The organism is Streptomyces sp. NPDC045899 (assembly GCF_056431485.1).
On the sequence record NZ_JBWKKP010000010.1, the window covers coordinates 231902 to 255311 of the forward strand.

A 23410-nucleotide genomic window follows, 5' to 3' on the forward strand; every position below is an offset into this window, starting at 1 on the left:
GCCCCCGTCCGTCAGGGGCCCAGATCCGCCCACGCCGCGGCGAGCCGGTCCACCAGTGCGGTGAGCCGCTCCTCCGGCAGGGTGAGCGGAATCCTGATGTGACTGTCGTGCGCCCCACTGGGGTCCGTCACCGCTCCGGGGACGACCTCGACCCCGTGCCGCAACGCCACCTGGGCGTACACCTGGGCGTCGGTGTCATGGGGCAGCCTCGTCCACAGCGCGGAACCGCCGGGCTGTCTGCTCCACCGCCAGGCGGGCAGTCTCGCGGTGAGGAGCCCCTCCAGATGGTCCAGACGGCGGCGCAGGGTCAGTGCCCGGCGGGCCTTGAGCTCATCGAGCCGCGGCAGCAGCCGGGCCGCGAGGGCCTGGTCGAGCACCGGACTGCCCAGGTCCGCCAGTGCCTTCAGCCGGGCCAGCCGCCCGATCACCTCGGCCGGGCCCCGGACCCAGCCGATCCGCAGCCCGCCCCAGACCGCCTTCGCCAGTGAGCCCACGGTGAGCACCTCGGCACCCTGGCGCACCCCGCGGCCCGCGCCCGCCGCCGCGAACGCCGCGATGGGCGCGGGCTCCCGCGCACCCTCGTCGATACCGATGTCATAGGCGAGGTCCTCGACGAGCGGTACGCCGTGGTGGGCGCAGAGTTCGGCCACCCGGCGGCGGCGCCCCGCGGACATCAGCACCCCGGTCGGGTTGTGGTACGTGGGCGTCACGTACACCAGCTCGGGACGGTGCCGGGAAAGCGCTTCCGCGAGTCCGTCGACCCGGATCCCGTCCTGGTCCAGCGGCACCCCGTGCGGTACGGCACCGGCGGCGCGGAACACATCGAGACACCCCGGCCAGCTGGGGCACTCCACCACCACCGCCGAGCCCCGGCGCAGATACAACTGGGCCACCAGACCCAGCGCCTGGGTCGCCCCCGTGGTCACCAGCACCTGCTCGGGGGCGGTGGCCAGCCCGGTGGTGGCGAAGTGGTCCGCCAGCGCGTGGCGCAGAACCGGCAGGCCACCGGGGTGGTACCCGGTGTCCGCCATCAGCCCGGCCAGATCGGTGCGCAGTACGTCGTGCAGCGCCTCGCGCACCTCGGCCACCGCCGGTTCGGCCGCCATGGCCAGCGAGATGGTGTCCTCCCGGCGGTCCACCATCCGCTGGATCAGCGCGGTCGCCCGGCCGCCGGAGACCCGGCCGTCGGTCCCCGCGGGGCGGGGGACCGGGCGCGGGGTCACCCGGGTGCCGCTGCCGCGGCGGCTCTCCACCGCGCCGAGCGCCCGCAGTTCGTCGTAGGCCGCCACCACGGTGGCCCGGCTGACACCGAGGGCCTTGGCCAGTCCCCGTTCGGAGGGCAGCCGGGCGCTGGCGCACAGGTCTCCCGTGCGCACGGCGCGGTGCAGCGCCCGCGCCAGTTTGGTGTACAGCGGTCCGGGACCGGCCATCCAGTCGTCGAGCAGGAGCAGCAGCTCCGGTGGATGGGCCGCCCGGTCCGTGCCGAGGTCCGTCATCCGGTCCACTTCCCCCTTCATTGGCCCGGTCGGAAATCCTCCCGCACCGTCAGGCTGGAGGGGACCCCGCCGGAGGCAGGCTTCGACCGCCGGTACCGTACAGCGCTGGAGGGCACATGATCCCGGAGACCTCGCGGCTCCTCGCCTTCGTCGCCGCGTCGTTCGCCCTTGTGCTGATCCCCGGCCCCAACCTGGTCTACGTCCTCACCCGGAGCGTCAGCCAGGGGCGTCGTTCGGGGGTGTGCTCGGCGCTCGGGGTGGAGACGGGCACCCTGGTGCACATCGCGGCGGCCGTGTTCGGGCTCTCGGCCCTGATCGCCCGCTCCGACGTGGCCTACGCGACACTGAGGTACGCCGGTGCCGCCTATCTCGTCCACCTCGGTCTGCGGGCCCTGCGGCGGCCCGAAGCGCTGGATCTGTCCGGGACGGCGGCCCGGATCCCCCTGGCCGAGGTGTTCCGGGACGGCGTCCTGGTGAACGTGCTCAATCCCAAGGTCGCCCTGTTCTTCCTCGCCTTCCTGCCACAGTTCGTCAGTCCCGGGCAGGGCACGGCCGGGACACGGGGCCAGATGCTGGTGCTGGGCGCGGTGTTCTTCCTGGTGGCGCTGGCCCTGGACCTGGTCTACGCCCTGGCGGGCGGTCTGCTGAGCGGCTGGCTCCGCGACCGCCCCCGGATCCTGCGGCGCCAGCCGCAGGCGGTCGGAGCGGTCTACATCTCGCTGGGACTCTTCGCGGTGGTCCCGGCGCTGTGATCGAGCCAGCCCAGTTCATGCGCCCGCACCCCCGCCTGGAAGCGGCTGGTGGCGTTGAGCTTGTCCATCAGGTCGGCGGTGATCCGGCGCAAGGTCCGTATGGAGACGCCCAGTTCGCGGGCGATGGCCTCGTCCTTGAGTCCGGCGTTCAGCATCTGGAGCACGGTGAACTGCTGGGTGTCCAGCGGTGGGGCCTGCTCACGGCCGCTGTCGGGATGCATGCTGTCCAGGGGGGTCGCCGAATGCCAGCAGTGCTCGAAGACCCGGCGCAGCAGATGGGTGATGAGCGGGCCACGGGTGACCAGGGCGGCCGCCTGGTCCTCGTTGCCGGGGGCCGGGGTGAAGGCCATGACGTCGTCGACCACGATGAGCCGGAAGGGGATGGTGTGGGCCAGCCGGATCTCGGCGCCGATGGCCTGGAGTTCCCGCAGATAGCGCAGACCGTGCGGGATACGGCTGGTGGACGCGAGGTGGATGGTGCGCATGGCCACCCCGCGTTTGATGACCCGTTCGTTGCGGTTGATGCGGTCCGGGGTGCGGCTCTCGATCACCGGACCGGGCTGCATGCTCAGGACTTCGTTGACCGCGATCTCGGAGGAGTCCTCGAGCACCTCCGAGATACGGTCCATGCCGATGATCAGTTCCGCCGGGGCCAGGCTCCGCTGATCGTGGTACTGATCGGCCAGTTCGGTGCAGAGCAGCCGGATCGCCTTGCGCAGCCGCACGGTGTCGGCCAGCCACATATCGGCCGACTCCTCGGCCTGGAGCGCCAGCCTGGCCAGCGCCTTCTCGGTGGAGACGGTGGCGAGCCGGCCGGGACCCGCGTCGGTGAGCAGCCCGACCTCGCGCAGCAGATCAGTCGCCTCGCGGCAGGCGTCCGGGTCGAGGCTGGTGCGCTCACCTAACTCGCGCAGTTCCAGCGACGGTTCCTTCAGCATGTTCCGATACAGGTCCGCAAGCACTTTTCGGTCCTCTTCGATATCCACGGGTGAACCCCCTTGCGGCAAAACGGAATGATTCATTTTGCTGGCCCATGTGCGTCACGTCCCTTGTCGGCCAGCCTTGGTCACTTTACTGACCTTTTTTCCGGCAGCAGAGTTGTCCTAGGCGCCTTCCTCGCGGGATCGCACCGCTGGGGGGCGGAACGGTTGAAAGGAGTGCACGGGGAGATGGGAACAGTGACTGCATGCGGGTCCGCCGGTACGGCGGCGCGCATGAGGCGGGGGACGGTCAAAGGATCACCGGTCAGAGCGGCGGGCACGCCGTTCGCCGTGGTCGCGGCGAAGCGGGGAGTAGAAACCGCTTCCTGGGCGCGCCAGGACGGTGGGGACGACTTCGAGTGGGGCTGATCGTGCCGCGCGGCTGAGTCCGCGACAGCACGTTTCCGGCCATTGGGGGCCGGTCCGGATTCCCGATAGGCCCCCATTTCAAATGTTCGGCGCTCAACATCTTGGCATTCCTGTGTGCCGGGTGCTGAATTCGCCTGCCCCTTCCGCCGTTTGCCTTGCACGCGACCGCGTGCCGAGGAGGTCTGACCCATGCCCGCTTGTCTGCCCGCGCTCATCGCGCGGCACGCGGCGAACCACCCTGACGCACCCGCCCTTTTCTGGCACGGAGACACCACCGGTTACGGCGAGCTGGTCGCCATGGCCGACCGGGCCGCCGCGTGGATCGGCACCCACCGCGGTGGTTCCGGAGCCCCCCGGCCCGGGGACCCGGGCGAACGGCCGGGCCCGCTGGCCCTGGTCGCGAAGAAGACACCCGAGGCCGTGGCCGTGGTCCTCGCGTGTCTGCTGCTGCGCCGCCCCCTCCTCATCGCCTCCACGGACCTCGGCGCGGAAGCGCTCTCCGCCCTGCTGGCGTCCGCCGGAGCGGAACGGCTGCCGGACCCCACGGAGCTCACCGCGCGCCCCGACGAGGGCGCCCCGCCCGTGCCCACCACGCCGTACCCGGCCGCGGACGACTCCGATGACACCGCTCTGCTGCTGACCACCTCCGGCTCCACCGGCATCCCCAAGATCGCGCCGGTCACCTTCGGCGCGCTCGATCGTTTCACCGCGTGGGCGGCCGGCCACTTCGGCCTCGACGCGGAGACGACCGTACTCAACCACGCCCCACTCAACTTCGACTTGTGCCTCTTCGATCTCTGGACGACGCTCGGCAGCGGTGGCTGTGTCGCCCTGGTGGACCAGGACCTCGCCGTCAACCCGGCCCATCTGGAGGGGATCCTCCGCGCCCGGCCCGTCCATGTGGTCCAGGGGGTGCCCCTGCTCCACGCCCTGCTCACCCGGGGCGCCGCCGGCGGCGACGCCTCCCACCTCGCCCCGGTCCGGCACGTCCTGATCACCGGTGACGCGATCTCCGGCCCGGCCTTCGCCGCCCTCCCGCCGCTCTTCCCGCGGGCGCGCTTCCACAACGTCTACGGCTGCACCGAGACCAACGACAGCTTCGTGCACGAGATCGACCCGCGGGACCCGATGCCGCACGGCACACTGCCGCTCGGCTCCCCCGTGGCGGGCACGACCGCGTGGATCCGCACCGAGGACGGCGGGGTGCTGCACGGTCCCGGGCGCGGTGAACTCGTGGTGCGCACGCCCTTCCAGACCCCCGGCTACACCGGCGCCGCCCCCGCCGTCAGCCCGTTCGTCCCGCATCCGGAGGACCCGGACGGCGGCCCCTGCTACCGCACCGGCGACCTGGTGCGCCGGCACCCCGACGGCACGCTCACCCTGGAGGGCCGACGGGACTTCGTGGTGAAGGTGCGGGGCGTCCGCGTCAACACCGCCGAGGTGGAGGCCGCCCTGTGCGCCCACGACGGGATCGAGGAGGCCGCGGTCCTCGCGGTCCCCGACGACGAGGCCGGGAAGGTGCTGCACGCGGTCGTCCGCCGGACACCGGCCGCCACCCTCGACAGCCTCACCCTCCGCCACTACCTCGGTCAGCGGCTGCCGCGCGCCGCACTGCCCCGGACCGTGCGCTGGTCCGGTGAGCCGCTGCCCCGCACCTCCACCGGAAAGCTCGACCGGACCGCGCTGACGGACGCGCTCGCCACCGGGCCGTCCGCGTCCGGCGCGCCCGGTGCCCCCGCGGCCGTCGGCGCCCTCGTCGCCCGCGCGTCCGCCGACACCCGCCCCAGCCAAGGAACCGGAGACTGACCATGGCCCGCACCACGCAGATCAAGAAGTACCTGATCGAGCAGTTCTCGCTCGAGATCCAGCCCGAGGAACTCGCGGACGACTACGACCTGCTGGCCGGCGGCGTCATCGACAGCCTGGGTCTGCTCACCCTGGTGAGCTGGCTGGAGGACACCTACGGACTGGACGTGGACGTGCTCGACGTCGCGCCCGACAACTTCCGTTCCGTGGCCGCGATCGACGCGTTCTGCGACGCGGCGGCCGCGGGCGCCGGGGCGGCGGGTTCGGCGGAGACCGCCGCCACGGGGGCAAACCAGCCGTGAACGACCTGCTCCCCGCCCTCATCGCCCGGGAGCGCCCGGTCCCGGTCCACCTGTGGACCGCGTTCTGGGACCGGCTGCGCTCCGGTGACGGCCCGCCCGGCGAGGCCCTGGCCACGCTGACCGCGATGTCCACGCTGCTGCCCGGCGCCGAGACCCTGGACGCCTTCCTCACCTCGCTCGACGAGCGGTGCGAGGACGGACCGCGCGGCGGCGGACCGGTTCCGGCCGACTGGCCGGGCACGGTCAACCTGGTCGGGACCGGCGGCGGCCCGCCCACCGTCAACCTGAGCACCGCCGCCGCCCTGCTCGCCGCCACCCTCGGCGTACGGATCGTCAAGACCGGCTCCCGCGGCTACTCGGGCCGCACCGGATCGGTCGACGTCCTGGAGCGGCTGGGTATCCCGCTCACCACGTCCTACGCGCAGTGCGAGGACGCCCTGGACCGCCACGGCATCGCGTTCGCGGGCGGATTCGTCTACCCGCCCGAACTCACCACGCTCGCCCGGCGCATCCTGCCGTACGGGCTGAAGCAGGTCGGCCGGGCCGTCAACACCCTGGGGCCGCTACTGGCCCGCGTCCCGGTGACCACCCAGCTCACCGGGGTCTCGGACCCGCACGTCCACACCGTGTTCACCCGTCTCGCCGCGCTGCGCGCCCGCCCCGGCCACCGGCTGTGGCTGCTCTCCAACGACCTCGGCGTGGACGAGCTGGTCAGCTTCACCGACAACACCGTCTTCACCGACAGCACCGACCACACTGTCGTCACCGACACCACCGTCCCCTCGCACAACACCGCCGCGCAGCGCGTCGGCCCGAGCACCCTGCCCGCGCTGCGCCCCGCCCGGGGCACCCTCGCCGACCTGGCGCCCGTACCCGGAGGGCCGCCCCCCGAGGTCCTGCTGAAGGAACTCCTCGGCGGCCGGGGGCCGGAGGCCGCGCTGTCCACCATCGCCCTCAACGCGGCCGCGGCCGCCGTCCTCGGCGGCGCCCGGCCCGACTGGGCGACGGCCCTGGCCGACGCGCGGGACGCACTCGCCGAGGGCACCGCGCTCGGTCTCGTCGAGCGGCTGACCGCGCCCCGCGCGGGGTCCGGGACGGGGGCGACCGGCCATGGCTGAAGCCGCCCCGCGCACCCGTCCGTTCTTCCCCGGCCGCGGACCGCATGACCCCGGGCTGGCACTGTTCCTCAACGCCGGGGACCCGGGCCCGCCCGAGGTCTTCACCGATCTGCTGCTCGCCCTGGACGACGCCGGGGTGGACTGTGTGGAACTGGCCGTGCCGTTCCCGGACTCGATCACCGACGGACCGGTGATCCGGCGTTCCGCGGAGCGGGCCCTGGACCGCGGTGTCGACCTGGCGGCGACCCTGCGGCTGCTGGCCCGGGTCCGTCCGCGAATGCGGCACACCGCGGTGGCCCTGCTCGCCGACTGGCGGCATACCGTGGCCCCGCTCGGCCCGCCGGAGTTCATGCGGCGTGCCCGGGACAGCGGCGCCGACGCGGTGCTCGTGCACGGGGCGCCGCCCCGCGCCCGGCCCCGGTGCCTGGAGGCCGCGCACCACATCGGCCAGCCGATGGTGACGACCTGCTACGCCCGTTCCGAACCGGCCGTGCTGGACGAGGCCGCCCGCACCGCGTCGGCCTATCTCTACCTCGTCGCCCACTACGGGCGCACGGGCGCCACACCGGTCGAACCGGTGTCCCTGGAACCGGTCCTGACCCGGCTCCGGAAGCTGACCGGCGCACCGCTCGCGGTGGGCTTCGGCGTCCGTACCGCCGGCGATGTCGCGGCGCTGGGCCGGGCGGGGGCGGACGCCGCCGTCGTCGGCACCGCCCTGGTCGCCCGGCTGGAGGCAGCCCTGCTGGCCGGTGAGGATCCGGTCGCCGAGGCCCGCGCCTGCGTCGCGGACCTGCTCATCAGTACCTCGGACATGTCCAACGGGAGGAACCCATGATCATCCGTCAGCTCGCGGAGGTGCCGTCCGTCGAATGGGGCAACGGCCTGAGCCGTCGTTTCCTGCTGGCCTCGGACGGCCTGGGCTACACGGTCACCGACACCGTCGTGACGGCCGGGAGCAAGTCCCTGCTGGAGTACAAGCACCACCTGGAGGCCTGCTACTGCATATCCGGCAGCGGTGAGGTCGTGGACATGGCCGGGGACAGCCACCCCGTCACCCCCGGCACCCTCTACGCGCTGGACGAGCACGACGCGCACTGGCTGATCGCCCACCCCGAGGAGGACCTGCGGCTGGTCTGTGTCTTCTCCCCGGCGCTGCGCGGCGACGAGAAGCATTCGCTGAGCGACGCCGGCTCCTCCCACTACTGAGACACCGGACCGGCAGACGACGAGAAGACGCGGGAGCCCCAGTGATCGAATGGTCCGATGAGCAGACGCGGTTGCGTGACGGACTCACCCCCTGGTTCGAGAAGTTCGCGGCCGAACACGACCGCTACGACGCCGCGGCCGAGTTCCCGCGCGGTCCCTGGGAGGCCGTACGGGACAGCGGGCTCCTGCGGCTGCCCTTCGGCGAGGAGTGGGGCGGGCTCGGCCAGTCGCTCCTGACCACCATGTACGTACTCGACGGCCTCGGGTACGGCTGCCGCAACGGCGGGCTGAACTTCTCGGTCACCACCCATATGGTCAGCACCGGAGTGCCGCTCCAGCGCTTCGGATCCGCCGCCCTCAAACGGCGGTACCTGCCGGCCGTGTGCGACGGTTCGCTGATCGGCGCGCACGCCATCAGCGAACCGGACGCCGGCTCCGACGCGATGAGCATGCGGACCACCGCGACGCGCGACGGCGACAGCTATGTGCTGCGCGGTTCCAAGACGTTCGTCAGCAACGGTCCGGTGGCCGGTCTGGTCGTGGTGTACGCCCGTACCGACGCCACCGCCGGGCCGCTGGGGGTCAGCGCCTTCCTGCTCCGGCGCGACACCCCCGGGCTGGTCTTCGGCAGTCCCATCGCCAAGATGGGGCTGAAGTCCTCGCCGTTCTGCGAACTCTTCTTCGACGACTGCCGGGTCCCGGCCGACGCCCTGATCGGCCGGGAGGGCAGCGGCTTCCTGATCCTCGACCACGTCATGCGCTGGGAGATCCTGTGCTCCTTCGCCGTGACCCTGGGCGAGATGCGGCGGCGCCTGGAGCGCTGTGTGGCCTACGCCAAGGAGCGCCGCGCCTTCGGCCAGCCGATCGGCGGCTTCCAGGCCGTCTCGCACCGCATCGTCGATATGCGGATCGGTGTGGAGAGCGCCCACAAGTGGCTCTACGACACCGCCGAGAAGCACACCAGGGGCCAGAACATCACCGCTGACCTGGCCATGGCCAAACGTGTGGTCAGCGAGGCCAATGTGGCCTCCGCGCTGAGCGCCGTCCAGATCTTCGGCGGCAACGGCTACACCGCGGAGTACGGCCTGGAGCAGGAGCTGCGCAACGCGGTGGCCGGGACCATCTACTCGGGCACCTCCGAGATCCAGTCCTCCCGCATCGCCGCCACCCTGGGCCTGTGAGCCCGCCGCCCGACCACCCACCGAGACGACGAGGCCCCATGGAGACCGACCCCGCACTCGCCCGCACCGCCTTCCTGGACCATGACGCCCCCGAGGTGACGGAGTTCGTCCAGCGGGCCCTGCGCGACACCGGTACCGGCGACCGGGAACGCGCGGTGGCGCTCTACTACGCCGTACGCGACCGGATCCGCTACGAGATCTACGGCGCCGACCTCACCCGCACCGGGCTGACCGCCTCCCAGGTGGTCCGCTCCGGCAAGGGGCTGTGCATCCACAAGTCGGTGCTCTACGTGTCCGCGCTGCGCTCGGTGGGCATCCCCGCCCGGCTGGTGCTCGCCGACGTCCGCAACCACCTGTCCTCGGAGGCGGTGCGCGCCCGTGTCGGCGGCGACGTCTTCCACTACCACGCGTTCACCTCACTGCGACTGGACCGGTGGCTGCGCGCCACCCCGGTCTTCAACCGCCTGCTGTGCCGCCTCTACCGCATCGAGCCCATGGAGTTCGACGGGACCGCCGACAGCGTCTACCACCCCTACGACGAGTCCGGCGAACACCACATGGAACTCCTCCGGGAGCACGGCGAGTTCGACGACCTCCCCTACGACGAGGTGCTGGCCGGGCTTCGCCTGAAGCACCCGGGCCTCTTCGTGGCCGGAGGCGGCGACCGGTTCGTCGCCGGCTCACTGGAAGCCGACGCGGCCGGCACCGCCGCGCTCCCCACCCACTGACCGAGAGGAAAGCCGCAGTGGAATCCGTCAAATACCAGCTCAGCGACGTCCAGATCCCCCGGGCCTGGTACAACATCGCCGCCGATCTGCCCCGGCTCGCACCGGCGCTGCACCCCGGCACCGGCGCCCCCGCCTCGGTCGACGACCTGACCGGCATCATGCCCAAGGAGATCGCCGAGCAGGAGCTGTCCACCACCCGCGAGATAGAGATCCCGGACCCGGTCCGGCAGCTCTACGCCCAATGGCGGCCCTCGCCGCTGTTCCGCGCCCGCCGGCTGGAGCGCGCCCTGGGCACCCCCGCGCGGATCTACTACAAGTACGAGGGCGGCAGCCCGGCCGGCAGCCACAAGCCCAACACCGCCATCCCGCAGTGCTTCTACAACCAGCAGGCGGGCATCCGGCGGCTGACCACCGAGACCGGCGCCGGGCAGTGGGGTTCGGCCCTCGCCTTCGCCGGTGCGCTGTTCGGGCTCGACGTCCAGGTGCACATGGTGCGCGTCAGCTACCACCAGAAGCCCCAGCGCCGCGCCCTGATGCACGCCTACGGCGCCACCTGTCTGCCCAGCCCCTCCCGCGCCACCGACGTCGGCAGCCGGATCCTCGACGACGACCCGGACTGCCCGGGGAGCCTGGGCATCGCCACCTCCGAGGCGCTGGAGCTGGCCATGAACGACCCGCACACCAACTACGCGGGCGGCAGCGTGCTCAACAACGTCGTACTGCACCAGACCCTGATCGGACAGGAGGCCATGACCCAGCTCGACATGGCCGACGACTACCCCGATCTGATCGTCGGCTGCGCGGGCGGCGGCAGCAACCTCGGCGGACTGGTCTTCCCCTTCCTCGGCGCCCAGCTGCGCGGCGGTGACTCCGTCCAGGTGATCGCCGCGGAGCCGGAGGCCTGCCCCTCGCTGACCCGCGGCACGGTGGCCTACGACTTCGGGGACGCCAGCGGGCTCACCCCGCTGATGCGGATGCACACCCTCGGCCACGCCTTCGTCCCGCCGTCCATCCACGCGGGCGGGCTGCGCTACCACGGCATCTCCCCGCTCGTCAGCCAGGCGCTGTCGGAGGGGCTGATGGAGGCGCGTGCGGTGCCGCAGACCCGCTGCTTCGAGGCCGGGCTGGCCTTCGCACGCAGCGAGGGCATCGTTCCGGCGCCGGAGTCCACCCACGCCGTGCGCGTCGTCATCGACGAGGCCGTGCGCTGCCGCGAGGAGGGCAGGCCGCGGGTGATCCTGTTCGGCCTGTCCGGACATGGCCACTTCGACCTGGCCTCGTACGAGAAGTACCTCGCGGGTGAGCTGAGCGACGAGGCGTTCGACCCCGAGGGGGTGGCGCGTTCGCTGGCCGCCCTCCCTGACGTCCCCGGCTCCGCCGGACAGGAGAACTGAGGCGCCGTGCTGCTGAAGGTGTGCGGGGTGACCGATGTCCACCAGCTGCGGCGGATGTCCTGCTTCCCCGTGGAACTGGCCGGGCTCTGGTACGGCGTGCCCGGCGGACGCTGGGACCTGTCGCTGGAGCGGTTCGCCGGACTGGCGGCCGCGGCCCGCGAGATGGCCGTGGAACCGGTGCTGGTCACCCTGCTCGACGACCCCGTGCGGCTGCGGGAGGCGGTCGACGCCTCCGGCGTCCGCTGGGTCCAGCTGCACGGCTACCCGGCCCCGGCCGGGGTGCGGCGGATCCGGGCGGCGCTGCCGGACGTCACCCTGGTCAAGGTGGTCCACGTACGGGAGGGGAAGGCCGTCGAGGAACCCTTCGCCGACGCCTACCGGCGGGCGGGGGCCGACCTCTTCCTCTTCGACTCGGTGGGCGACGACGGCCGGGTCGGCAGCACCGGCACCCCGCTGGACCCCTGCGCCGCCGCCCGGGTCCTGGACCGCGCCGAGCTGCCGTTCCTGCTCGCCGGGGGCATCAGCGCGGACGGCGCCGAGCGCTATGACGCACTGCTGGGGCACAGCGGGTTCCGCGGCCTGGACGTGGACAGCGCGCTGCGCGGCAGGGACGGCACCCTGCGGCTGAGCCGGGTCGACGCCCTGTCGGCCGCCTGGCGGCTGCGGCGCGAGACCGTGCGGTGCGCGTCATGACCGCCGCCCCGGCCCCGGTGCCCGGCACCGGCCCCGCGCCCTTCACCGACGCGCTGTTCGGCGCGCGCACCCCGGTGATCATGGAGTTGAAGCGGCGCAGCGCCCACGGCGCCGATCTGTTCCGGGGCCGTACGGTGGAGCAACTGGTCGGGACCTACGAGGCGTTGGGCGCACCGGCGCTCTCGGTGGTCACCGGTGCCTGGTTCGGCGGTGACCCCACACTGCTGGCCCAGGTGACGGCGGCCACCCGGCTGCCGGTGCTGGTCAAGGACTTCCTCACCAAGGAGCGCCAGCTCGCCGGGGCGGCCGCCGACGGCGCGTCCGCCGTCCTGCTCACCGCGGGCCTGCTGCCGCGGACCGTGCTGCCCCGGCTCACCGAGAGCGCGCTGTCCCTGGGGCTGACCCCGTTCGTCGAGGTGACCTCCGAGGAGGAGCTGTCCCGGGTCGTCCACGCCGACCGGTGCGTCATCGCCGTCAACAACAAGGACATCCGGCAGCGGGAACGCGACCCCGGCGACCCCGCCCGCAGCCATGCCCTGCTGCCCGCCGTCCTGGCCACCGGCACCCCGGTGCCGGTCAGTGCCAGCGGTATCCACACCCCCGGGCAGGCGGCCGGACTGCTCACCGCGGGCTACCGGGGGCTGCTGGTGGGCACCGGGCTGCTGCTCCACGACGACCTCCCGGGCTGGTTCGCCGGTCTGGAGCGCGGACGGGGGGACACCTGGTGAGCGGGGTGACGACGGCGCCGGGACCGGGACTGTCCCTGCGGGCGGCGCTGGCCGAGCTGTCCGCGGAGCACCCCGGCGCCGTCCCCGCGCACGAGGGACCGACCGCCCCCACCCGGGTGGCGGACCACTACGCCCGGGCCTACGCGGGGGTCCCCGCCACCGGTCTGTCCCGCGACGAACCGGCCGTGCTCTACACGGGGGTGCGCGGCGGCCCGGTCCTGCTGGGGCTGTACGGGGACGAGCGGCGGCTGCGCCGCTGGCTGCCCGGGCTGCCCGCGCGTACCGCCCCGGACACCGCGGACCGGCTGGTGGCCGAGGCCACCGGGGAGCGGGCCGCGCCGGTGACGGTGACCGGCCCCGGCTGCCAGGAGCACCGGATCACCGGTGACGCGCTGGACCTGACGTCCCTTCCGGTGCTCACCTGCACCCCGCGTGACGCGGGCCCGTACCTGACCGCCGCGCTGGTGCGCGCCGAGGATCCGGAGACGGGCGAGACCGCGCTGTCCGCCCACCGGATGCTGGTCCTGGACCGCACCCGGCTCACCGTCTGGATGGTGCCGGGGCGTCAGCTGGGGGCGCTGTACGAGCGGGCGGTCCAGGACGGCCGGCGGCTGCCGGTCACCGTGAACATCGGGGTGCCGCCCGCCGCGATGGTGGCCTCCGCGCTCGGCTCCCGCTTCCTGCCCGGCGGTCTGGACAAGCTGGCCGTCGCCGGTGCGCTCGCCGGGCAGCCGGTCACCACGGCACCCGCCCTCACCCAGCCCGTCCCGGCGCTCGCGGAGGCCGAGATCGTCCTGGAGGGTTACCTGGACGGTTCGCTCGCGGACGAGGCGTTGCCGGGCGCCGGACCCGCCGGATCCCTCCCGGAGTTCCTGGGCTACGACGGCGGCGCGCGCACCGGACTGCCGGTGCTGACCGTCACCGCCGTCACCCACCGGTCCGCACCGCTGTACCAGGCGGTGATCGGGCCGGGCCGTGAGCAGTCGCACATCCTGGGCACGGCCGGGGCGCTCTCGGCCGCGCTGTCGCTGCGTGCGGTGCTGCCGCGTGCGGCGGGCGTGCGGGTGCGGGACATGCACCTGGCCGCGGCGGGCGGCGGCATGCTGCTGCTGACCGTCGCCGTGACGAAGGAGTCGGCCGACGGCGACCGCGCCCCGGACCTGCTCGCCCGCGAACTGCTGGACCGCCACCCGTTCGTGAAGACCGTGGTCTTCACCGACGACGACATCGCCATCGGATGCGCCGAGGACGTGCTGTGGGCCCTGCTGACCCGCTGCAACCTCGGTGCCGACACCACGGCCTGGCCGCAGTTCCGGCCGGTGCCCATGGACCCGTCCCAGACCCCGGAGTGGGCCGCGGCCCGCCACGGCACCGAACGGCCCCCGGGCCGGGTGTCCGTGGACGCCACGACCCCCTACGCGCTGCGCGCCCGCACCGCGCGCAGCTTCGTCCCGTGACCGTCCGCTGGCCGCTACCGGCCATTGCCGGTAGCGGGCACGGCCGGGCCGGGGGACCACACATCACCCGTCGTTAGATTTTTCGGATTCGCAGGCTCTGGAAGGGCATTGAGGTGAATTGGAATGACACTGCCGTGCCGCTGCCCGGCACGGACAGGACCCTGCCGGAGCTGTTCGCCGCGCAGGTGGCACGCACACCGGACCGGGTCGCACTGATCCACGAGGACCACCGTCTCAGCTACGCCGAGCTCGACGAGCGGGTGGACCGGCTGGCCCGGCTGCTCATCGACCACGGCGTCGGCCCGGAGACCGTCGTCGCGATCACCGTGCCCCGCTCGATCGAGCTGATCACCGCGTTGATGGCGGTGGTCCGGGCCGGTGCCGCCTACCTCCCCGTCGACCCCGACTACCCGGCCGACCGCATCACCTATCTGCTGCGGGACTCCGCGCCCGCGCTCGTCCTCAGCCACACCGCGGCCGAGGCCGTGCTGCCGTCCGGGGCCCGCCCCGAGGGGCTGGAGACCGTGGTGCTCGACGCCCCGGAGACCCGGGAGCGCCTCGCCGCCTCCACCGGTGGCCCCGTCGTGCCCGCCCGTCCGCTGACCGGCCATGACGCGGCGTACGTCATCTACACCTCCGGCTCCACCGGCCGGCCCAAGGGCGTGGTCGTGCCCCATGAGGGGATCGTCAACCGCCTCCAGTGGATGCAGGCGGAGTACCGCCTGGACGCCGAGGACCGCGTCCTGCAGAAGACGCCCTCCGGATTCGACGTCTCCGTCTGGGAGTTCTTCTGGCCGCTGTCCTTCGGTGCCGCACTGGTGATGGCCCGGCCCGAGGGGCACCGCGACCCGGGGTACCTCGCCGAGGTGATCCGCCGCGAGCGGATCACCACCATCCACTTCGTTCCCTCCATGCTCCAGCTGTTCCTGGAGGAACCGGCCGCCGCGCGCTGCCCGTCCCTGCGCAATGTCATCTGCAGCGGTGAGGCGCTCCCGGCCGACCTGGCCGAGCGGTTCCGCACCACCCTGGGCGCCACCGCCTCGCTGCACAACCTGTACGGACCCACCGAGGCGTCCGTGGACGTCACCTACTGGGAGTGCGTCGCCGAACCCGGCGCGCACACCGTGCCCATCGGGTACCCGGTGTGGAACACCCGGGTCCATGTCCTCGGCCCGGACCTCGGGGAAGTGGCCCCCGGCGAGACCGGTGAGCTGTACCTCGCGGGCGTCCAGCTGGCCCGCGGCTACCTGGGCCGCCCCGCCCTCACCTCCGAGCGCTTCGTGGCCGACCCCGGCGGTCCGCCCGGCTCCCGGATGTACCGCACCGGGGACCTGGCCAGGCGTCGCGAGAGCGGTGCGATCGAGTACGTCGGACGGGTGGACCACCAGGTCAAGATCCGCGGCGTACGCATCGAACTCGGTGAGATCGAGGCGGCGTTCGCCACCCTGCCGGGGATCGCCCAGTCCACCGTGATCATCCGCGAGGACCGCCCCGGCGACCGCAGGCTCGTCGGCTACCTGGTGCCCGAGCCCGGGGAACCGGCCGACCCCGTCGCCGTCCGCGCCCGGCTGGCCGGGCTGCTGCCCGAGTACATGGTGCCCTCCGCCGTCGTCGTCCTCGACACCTTCCCGCTCACCCCCAACGGCAAGCTGGACCGGGCCGCCCTGCCCGCGCCGTCCGGCGCCCGCGCCCCCGAGGCCGTGGGCCGGAAGGCCGCAAGCCCCCGCGAAGCGCTGCTGTGCGAGCTGTTCGCCGAGGTGCTGGGGCTCGACGAGGTCGGCGCCGACGAGGACTTCTTCGCCCTGGGCGGCCACTCCCTGCTCGCCACCCGGCTGGTGGGGCGGATCCGGACCGCGACCGGCGCCGTGCTCGGCGCCCGCGGTCTGTTCGAGGCCCCCACCCCCGAGGCGCTGGCCCGGCGCCTGGAGGACCCGGACCGGACCGAGGAGGTCCGTCCGCCGCTGCTCCCGGCGGTGCGGCCGGAGCGCGTCCCGCTGTCCTACGGGCAGCGGCGGCTGTGGTTCCTCAGCCGCATGGACGACATCCCGCCCGCCACGTACCACATCCCGCTGGCCCAGCGGCTCACCGGACCGCTGGACACCGACGCCCTGCGACGGGCACTCGCCGATGTCTGCGACCGCCATGAGGCGCTGCGCACCGTCTTCCCCTCCGCCGACGGGGAACCCCACCAGAGCGTCCTGTCCGGCCACGCGCCCGAGCTGCCGGTCACCGGTGTCCCCGCGGCCGAGCTGTCCCGGGCGCTGACCGACGAGGCCGGACGCGGTTTCGACCTGGCCGCCGAACCGCCGCTGCGGGCACGGCTGTTCCGGCTGGACGAGCACGAGCACGTCCTGCTGCTGACGCTGCACCACATCGCCGACGACGGCTGGTCGCACCAGCCCCTGCTGGACGACCTGGCCCGCGCCTACCGCGCCCGGACCGCCGGAGCCGCCCCCGACTGGGCCCCGCTGCCCGTGCAGTACGCCGACTACGCGCTGTGGCAGCGGGAGCTGCTGGGCGCCGAGGACGATCCGGACAGTCTCCAGTCGCGCGAACTCGCCTTCTGGAAGGAGGCCCTGGCCGGACTGCCCGACCAGCTCGGCCTGGCCACCGACCACCCCCGGCCCGCCCGTCTGGGCTACCGCGGCCACAGCCTCCCGGTCCGCTTCGACGCCACCTTGCACCAGGCTCTGCGCACCCTGGCCCAGCGCCACCACTGCACCCTGTTCATGGTCCTCCAGGCCGGCCTCGCCGCCCTGCTGACCCGGCTCGGCGCGGGCGAGGACATCCCGCTCGGCGCCCCGGTGGCCGGACGCGAGGACGAGGCGGCCGAGGGCCTGGCCGGACTCTTCATCAACACCCTGGTGCTGCGCACCGACACCTCGGGCGACCCGGCCTTCGGTGAACTGCTCGCCCGGGTGCGGGAGCGGGACGTAGCCGCCTACGCCCACCAGAACGTGCCCTTCGAGCGGCTGGTCGAGGCGCTCAACCCGGCCCGTTCGATGGCCCGGCACCCCCTGTTCCAGGTGCTGCTGGCCCTCCAGGGCGGCCCGAGCCCCCGGCTACGGCTGCCCGGGGTGACCGCGGCCGCCGAGCCGGTGGCGCTGCCCGTGGCCAAGTTCGACCTGTCGTTCTACCTCGAGGAGGAGTACGGCGCCGACGGCAGCCCGGCCGGGATCGGCGGTGTCCTCGAGTACAGCACCGAGCTGTTCGAGCGGACCACCGCCGAGCTGCTGACCGAACGGCTGGCCCGGCTGCTCACCGACGCCGCGGCCGACCCCGGACGCCCCCTGACCCGGCTCGCCGTCCTCGGCGACGATGAGCGGGAGCGGGTCCTGCGCGGCTGGAACGACACCGCCCACACCCCGCCCGCCCACGGGTTCGTCGAGCGCTTCCAGACCCTCGCCGCCCGGAACCCCGCCGCGCCCGCGCTCCTCGCGGGCGGGGACACCCTCGACTACGCCACGCTCAACGCCCGCGCCAACCGGCTCGCCCACCACCTCGTCTCCCGGGGCGTCGGCACCGAGGACTTCGTGGCGATCGCCCTGCCCCGCACCCCCGACCTGCTGGTCGCGCTGCTGGCGGTGCTGAAGTCCGGGGCCGCGTACCTGCCGCTGGACCCCGGCTACCCCGCCGACCGTGTGGCCTACATGCTCGACGACGCCCGCCCCGCGCTGGCGCTGGCGACCACCGCCACCACGGCCGCGCTCCCCGGCGAGGAGTCCGTGCCCCGGCTCCTGCTCGACCTGCCCGCCACCGCGGACGTCCTCGCCGGACACCCGGACACCGACCCGGACACCGCGCACCTCCCGGCCGGCCGGCCCGCCTACGTCATCTACACCTCCGGCTCCACCGGCCGCCCCAAGGGCGTGGTCGTACCGCGCGGCGCCCTGGAGAACTTCCTGGCCGCCATGGGGGAGCGGTTCGACCCCGGGCCCGGTGACCGGCTGACCGCCGTCACCACCATCGCCTTCGACATCGCGGCGCTGGAGATGTACCTGCCGCTGCTCGGCGGGGCCGCCGTGGTCCTCGCCGACGAGGACACCGTCCGCGACCCGGGAGCGCTCGGCGCCCTGCTGGAGGACACCGGCACCACCCTCATGCAGGCCACGCCCTCGCTGTGGCAGACCCTGGTCGGCCATCGCCCCCGGGCCCTGGCCGGGCTGCGCGCCCTGACCGGCGGGGAGGCCCTCCCCGAGGCCCTCGCCGCGCGGCTGCGCCGCCACTGCCGAAGCGTCACCAACCTCTACGGGCCCACCGAGACCACCATCTGGTCCACGGTGGCAGGGCTCGACGGCGAGGACGGCGCACCCACCATCGGCCGGCCGATGCGCAACACCCAGGTGTACGTGCTGGACACCGCGCTGCGGCCGGTGGCCCCCGGGGTGGCCGGTGAGCTGTACATCGCGGGCGACGGCCTGGCCCGCGGCTACCGAGGCCGCCCCACACTCACCGCGGAGCGGTTCGTGGCCTGCCCCTACGGTCCGCCCGGTGCGCGGATGTACCGCACCGGTGACCTGGCGCGCTGGCGGGACGACGGCCGGCTGGAGTTCCTGGGCCGGGTCGACCACCAGGTGAAGATCCGCGGCTTCCGTATCGAACTCGGCGAGATCGAGGCCGTTCTCGCCGATCTGCCCGAGGTGGCCACGGCCGCCGTGGTCGTCCGTGAGGACACCCCCGGCGATCCCCGGCTGACCGGCTACGCGGTGCCCGCGCCCGGTGCGGGCCCCCTCGCCCCGGAGGCGCTGCGCACGGCCGCCGCCCGGCGGCTGCCCGCGTATATGGTCCCCGGCGCGATCGTCGTCCTGGACGCGCTGCCGCTCACGCCCAACGGCAAGCTGGACCGTGCCGCGCTCCCCGCCCCCGCCGCCACGGCCGAGGGCGGGGCCCGGAGCCGGGCCGCCCGCAACCCCCGCGAAGCACTGCTGTGCGAGCTCTTCGCCGACATCCTGGACCTGCCCGCGGTCGGCCCGGAGGACGACTTCTTCGCCCTCGGCGGCCACTCCCTGCTCGCCATCCGGCTGATCACCCGCGCCCGTTCCCTCCTGGGGCGGGAGCTGAAGGTCCGCCACCTCTTCGAGTCCACCACCCCCGCCGCCCTCGCCCAGCACCTCGACGGTGAGCGCGGTGAGCGCGAACCCCTGGCGCGGACGGCGGACCGCCCCGCCGCGGTGCCGCTCTCGTTCCAGCAGCAGCGCCTGTGGTTCCTCAACCGCTTCGAGGACGACGGGGCCCTCTACAACATCCCGCTGGTGCTCCGGCTCGACGGACCGCTGGACCGGGCCGCCCTCACCGCGGCCCTGACCGATCTGGCCGCACATCAGGAGTCACTGCGTTCGGTCTTCCCGGAGGTGGCGGGGGAGCCCCGGCAGCGGGTCCTGGACGGTGCCGCGGCCGAACCGCCCCTGGAGCACCGCCGGTGCGAGCGCTCCGCCGTCGACGACACGGTCCGCGAACTGTCCCGGCGCGGTTTCGACCTGACCCGTGAACTCCCGGTGCGCGCCCACCTCCTGGAGCTCGCGCCGGAGGAACACGTCCTGCTGCTGGTGCTGCACCACATCGCGGCCGACGGGCCCTCCACCACCCCGCTCACCCGCGACCTGTCCCACGCCTACGCCGCCCGGACCACCGGTACGGCCCCCCGCTGGGAGCCGCTGCCCGTCACCTACGCCGACTACGCGCTCTGGCAGCGCCGCACCCTCGGCACCGAGACCGACCCCGACAGCGGGCTCGCACGTCAGCTCGCCTTCTGGCGGTCCGCCCTGGACGGTCTGCCCGACCAGCTCAACCTGCCCACCGACCGGCCCCGGCCCGCCATCGCCGGATACCGCGGCGGCACCGTGCCGGTGGACATCGAACCCGCCCTGCACCGGCGGCTCGGTGAGATGGCCCGCGCCGAGGGCGCCACCGTCTTCATGGCGCTCCAGGCCGCCCTGGCCACCGTGCTCACCCGGCTCGGCGCGGGCGAGGACATCCCGCTCGGCAGTCCCGTGGGCGCCCGCACCGACGCCGCCCTCGACGGCCTGGTCGGCTTCTTCGCCAACACCCTGGTGCTGCGCACCGACACCTCGGGGGACCCCACCTTCGCCGAGCTCCTCGCCCGGGTGCGGGAAGGCGACCTGGCCGCCTTCGGCCACCCCGACCTGCCGTTCGAGCGGCTGGTGGAGGTGCTCAACCCGGCCCGTTCGCTCGCCCGGCACCCCCTGTTCCAGGTGCTGCTGGCCTTCCAGGACAGTCTGCGCCCGGAGCTCGACCTGCCCGGTCTGGACGGCGCCGTCGAGATCCCGCACCTGGGCACCGCGCGGTTCGACCTCGCGGTGGACCTCACCGAGCGGCGCGCCGCCGACGGCACCCCCGACGGCATCAGCGGTGTGCTGGAGTACAGCGCCGAACTCTTCGAGGAGAGCACGGCCCGCCGTCTCGCGGGCTATCTGCTGCGGGTGCTGCGAGCCGTCGCCGACGACCCCACGCGGCCCCTCAGCCGGATCGCCCTGCTCCCCGACGAGGAGCGGACACGGATCCTGCACACCTGGAACGACACCGCGCACGAGCTGCCGGTCCGTACCCTGCCCCGGCTGTTCGAGGAGCAGGTGCGGCGGACCCCCGGTCATGACGCCGTGGTCTTCGCCGAAGAGACCGTCAGTTACCGGGAGCTGAACGAGCGGGCCAACCGGCTCGCCCACCACCTCATCTCCCATGGCGTCGGTCCCGAGGACTTCGTCGCCCTGGTCGTGCCCCGCTCGGTGGAGATGGTCGTGGCCCTCCTGGCCACCGTGAAGGCCGGTGCGGCGTATCTGCCGGTGGACCCCGCCTACCCGGCCGAGCGCATCGGCCACATGGTCCACGACGGCCGGCCGGTGCTGGCCCTGACCACCACCGCCGTGGCCGGTACCGTCCCCGGCGACGTCCCCACCCTCGTCCTGGACGATCCGGCGACCACGGACGCCCTGGCCGGGCGGCCCGTCCACGACCCGGCCGACGCCGAGCGGCGGGCCCCGCTGAGCCCCGCCCACCCCGCGTACGTCATCTACACCTCCGGCTCCACCGGCCTGCCCAAGGGCGTGGTCGTCACCCACACCGGGATCGCCGCGGTCGCCGGGGTGCACATCGAGCGCCTCGGCCTGGACGAGACCAGCCGCTTCCTGCTGCTGGTCTCCCTCTCCTTCGACGTGTCGATGGCCGATATCGTCATGACGCTGATCTGCGGCGCGGCCCTGGTCGTTCCCGAGCCGGGACAGCCGGTGTTCGGCGACGGACTCGGCGAACTCATCAGCACCCGCGCCATCACCCACACCGACCTGGTGGCGCCCATGCTCGCCTCGCTGCCCGAGGGCGCGCTGCCCACCCTCCGCGGCTGTGTGGTGGGCGGTGAGGCGCTCTCCGCCGAACTGGTGGAGCGCTGGGCGCCGGGCCGTCGTGTCATGCAGGTCTACGGCCCCACCGAGGCCACCGTGGTGACGACGATGAGCAGTCCGCTCACCCCCGACGGCACCGCACCGCCCATCGGACGACCGGTGTGGAACGCGCGGGTGTACGTACTGGACGGAGGGCTGCGGCCGGTGCCGCCCGGGGTGGCCGGTGAGCTGTACATCGCGGGCGACGGACTGGCCCGCGGCTACTGGGGCCGGGCGGTGCTGACCGCGGAGCGGTTCGTGGCCTGCCCCTACGGTCCGCCCGGTGCGCGGATGTACCGCACCGGTGACCTGGCGCGCTGGCGGGACGACGGCCAGCTGGAGTTCCTGGGCCGGGTCGACCACCAGGTGAAGATCCGCGGCTTCCGCGTCGAACTCGGCGAGATCGACGCGGCACTGGCCAAACACCCGGCCGTCGACTCCGCCGTGACCGTGGCCCGCACCGCCGACGACGGAAGCCGGTTCCTGGTCGGCTACGCCGTCCCCGGCGACGGGGCCACCCTGGCCGCCGCCGAGGTCCGTTCGTTCCTGGCCGGGGCGCTCCCCGAGCACATGGTGCCCGCGGCCGTGGTCGTCCTGGACGAACTGCCGCTCACCCCCAGCGGCAAGCTGGACCGCAATGCGCTGCCCGAACCCACCCTGGACGTCCAGGTGTCCGAACGCGGTCCGCGCACCGTCCACGAAGAGCTGCTGTGCGAGCTGTTCGCCGAGGTGCTGGGGCTGCCCCGGGTCGGTATCGACGACAACTTCTTCTCCCTGGGCGGCCACTCCCTGCTCGCCACCCGGCTGATCAGCCGCATCCGGTCGGTGCTCGGCACCGAACTGGGCATCCGCGGCCTGTTCGAGACCCCCACGGTCGCCGGACTGGCCGGCCGCCTCGGGGACCGGTCCACCGGGGGCGCCGCGCGCGACGACTTCGACGTGGTGCTGCCGCTGCGGGCGCAGGGAGACCTCCCGCCGCTGTTCTGCGTCCACCCCGCCGCGGGCATCAGCTGGGTGTACTCCGGGCTGCTGCGCCACGTGGAGCCCGGGCGGCCGGTGTTCGGACTCCAGGCCCGCGGGCTGACGGATCCGGAGGCCGCGCCCGCCGATGTGGCGGAGATGGCCGAGGACTACGTGGCCCGGATCCGCGAGATCCAGCCGCACGGCCCCTACCACCTGCTGGGCTGGTCCTTCGGTGGCGCCGTGGCCCATGAGATGGCCGTCCTGCTGCGCGGGGCGGGGGAGCGGGTGGCGCTGCTCGCGCTGCTCGACAGCGCCGTCGGCGACGGGACCGGCGGCACCGTGCCCTCCGGCCCCGAGACCCTGACCCAGCTGCTGGAATCGCTGGGCCACCGAGTCCCCGACGATGCCGCCGACCCGGCCGAACTCACCCCGGCGGGCGTCCTGCGGCTGCTGCGGGCCGACTTCAGCCCGCTGGCCGCCCTCGGCGAGGACCGGCTCGCCGCCGTCGTCACCACCTTCACCGACAACGCCCGCCTGGCCGCCGGGTTCACCCCCGGCGTCCACCAGGGGGACCTGCTCTGCTTCACCGCGGCCGACCGCGATCCGGCGGACGGTGACACACCGCGCCACACGGCCTGGACGGCCCATGTCACCGGCCGCGTCCTGCACCACCCGGTGCCCTGCGCGCACGGCGCCATGGTCCAGCCGGACGCGCTCGCCGTGATCGGACCGGTTCTGGCCAAGGCGCTGACCGACAGCTGAGCTCCGCACCGCCCGGGGCCCGCCCTCACGCGGGCCCCGGCACCCACCCGCAGCCACTCCCTACGCACCCATACGAAGGAC

15 protein-coding genes are annotated in these 23410 nt (G+C 73.6%); 13 read left to right on the top strand and 2 right to left on the bottom strand.

What is annotated here, in order from left to right; all coding sequences use genetic code 11:
• Positions 1–11: 11 nt before the first annotated feature.
• Complete coding sequence (locus tag AC07FT_RS17530) at positions 12–1517, bottom strand: aminotransferase-like domain-containing protein (protein WP_479176952.1); 1506 nt, start codon at positions 1515–1517, stop codon at positions 12–14.
• 95 nt (positions 1518–1612) lie between these two features.
• Between AC07FT_RS17530 and AC07FT_RS17535 the strand changes: the two genes are divergently transcribed.
• Positions 1613–2248, top strand: a complete 636-nt coding sequence (locus AC07FT_RS17535; protein WP_479176953.1) for a LysE family translocator — start codon at positions 1613–1615, stop codon at positions 2246–2248.
• On the opposite strand, the gene AC07FT_RS17540 is transcribed toward AC07FT_RS17535, so the two are convergent.
• Positions 2206–3186: a helix-turn-helix transcriptional regulator gene (locus AC07FT_RS17540; protein WP_254738995.1), complete on the bottom strand. Its 981-nt coding sequence runs from the start codon at positions 3184–3186 to the stop codon at positions 2206–2208. The genes AC07FT_RS17535 and AC07FT_RS17540 overlap by 43 nt on opposite strands.
• Positions 3187–3786: 600 nt before the next feature.
• On the opposite strand from AC07FT_RS17540, the gene AC07FT_RS17545 reads away from it, so the two are divergent.
• The 12 genes from AC07FT_RS17545 (at position 3787) to AC07FT_RS17600 (ending at position 23329) form a co-directional block, all read left to right on the top strand.
• Positions 3787–5403: an AMP-binding protein gene (locus AC07FT_RS17545; protein WP_479176954.1), complete on the top strand. Its 1617-nt coding sequence runs from the start codon at positions 3787–3789 to the stop codon at positions 5401–5403.
• Positions 5404–5405: 2 nt separating this feature from the next.
• Positions 5406–5705 carry a phosphopantetheine-binding protein gene (locus AC07FT_RS17550; RefSeq protein WP_471197823.1) on the top strand — a complete coding sequence of 100 codons (300 nt, stop codon included), beginning with the start codon at positions 5406–5408 and terminating at the stop codon, positions 5703–5705.
• On the top strand, positions 5702–6823 hold the full coding sequence (locus AC07FT_RS17555) for a hypothetical protein (protein WP_479176955.1): 1122 nt from the start codon (positions 5702–5704) through the stop codon (positions 6821–6823). The genes AC07FT_RS17550 and AC07FT_RS17555 overlap by 4 nt, the downstream gene beginning before the upstream one ends.
• Positions 6816–7658 (top strand): tryptophan synthase subunit alpha, encoded by an 843-nt coding sequence (gene trpA / locus AC07FT_RS17560; RefSeq protein WP_479176956.1) that lies wholly within the window; start codon positions 6816–6818, stop codon positions 7656–7658. The genes AC07FT_RS17555 and trpA overlap by 8 nt, the downstream gene beginning before the upstream one ends.
• Positions 7655–8029, top strand: a complete 375-nt coding sequence (locus tag AC07FT_RS17565; RefSeq protein WP_479176957.1) for an ectoine synthase — start codon at positions 7655–7657, stop codon at positions 8027–8029. Before trpA ends, AC07FT_RS17565 begins: the two co-directional genes overlap by 4 nt.
• Before the next feature lie 41 nt (positions 8030–8070).
• Positions 8071–9210 carry an acyl-CoA dehydrogenase family protein gene (locus AC07FT_RS17570; protein WP_479176958.1) on the top strand — a complete coding sequence of 380 codons (1140 nt, stop codon included), beginning with the start codon at positions 8071–8073 and terminating at the stop codon, positions 9208–9210.
• Between the two features lie 38 nt (positions 9211–9248).
• A complete protein-coding gene (locus AC07FT_RS17575; protein ID WP_471197808.1) occupies positions 9249–9938 on the top strand; it encodes a transglutaminase-like domain-containing protein in 690 nt (229 codons plus the stop codon).
• A 17-nt stretch (positions 9939–9955) separates the two neighbouring features.
• A complete protein-coding gene (locus AC07FT_RS17580) occupies positions 9956–11332 on the top strand; it encodes a TrpB-like pyridoxal phosphate-dependent enzyme (RefSeq protein ID WP_479176959.1) in 1377 nt (458 codons plus the stop codon).
• Between the two features lie 6 nt (positions 11333–11338).
• A complete protein-coding gene (gene trpF / locus AC07FT_RS17585) occupies positions 11339–12025 on the top strand; it encodes a phosphoribosylanthranilate isomerase (protein WP_479176960.1) in 687 nt (228 codons plus the stop codon).
• The gene (locus tag AC07FT_RS17590; protein WP_479176961.1) at positions 12022–12753 is read left to right on the top strand and encodes a beta/alpha barrel domain-containing protein; all 732 of its coding nucleotides are present in this window, start codon (positions 12022–12024) and stop codon (positions 12751–12753) included. Before trpF ends, AC07FT_RS17590 begins: the two co-directional genes overlap by 4 nt.
• Complete coding sequence (locus AC07FT_RS17595) at positions 12750–14210, top strand: UbiD family decarboxylase domain-containing protein (protein WP_479176962.1); 1461 nt, start codon at positions 12750–12752, stop codon at positions 14208–14210. The genes AC07FT_RS17590 and AC07FT_RS17595 overlap by 4 nt, the downstream gene beginning before the upstream one ends.
• Positions 14211–14344: 134 nt before the next feature.
• Positions 14345–23329, top strand: a complete 8985-nt coding sequence (locus AC07FT_RS17600) for an amino acid adenylation domain-containing protein (protein ID WP_479176963.1) — start codon at positions 14345–14347, stop codon at positions 23327–23329.
• The last annotated feature ends 81 nt before the right edge of the window (positions 23330–23410 follow it).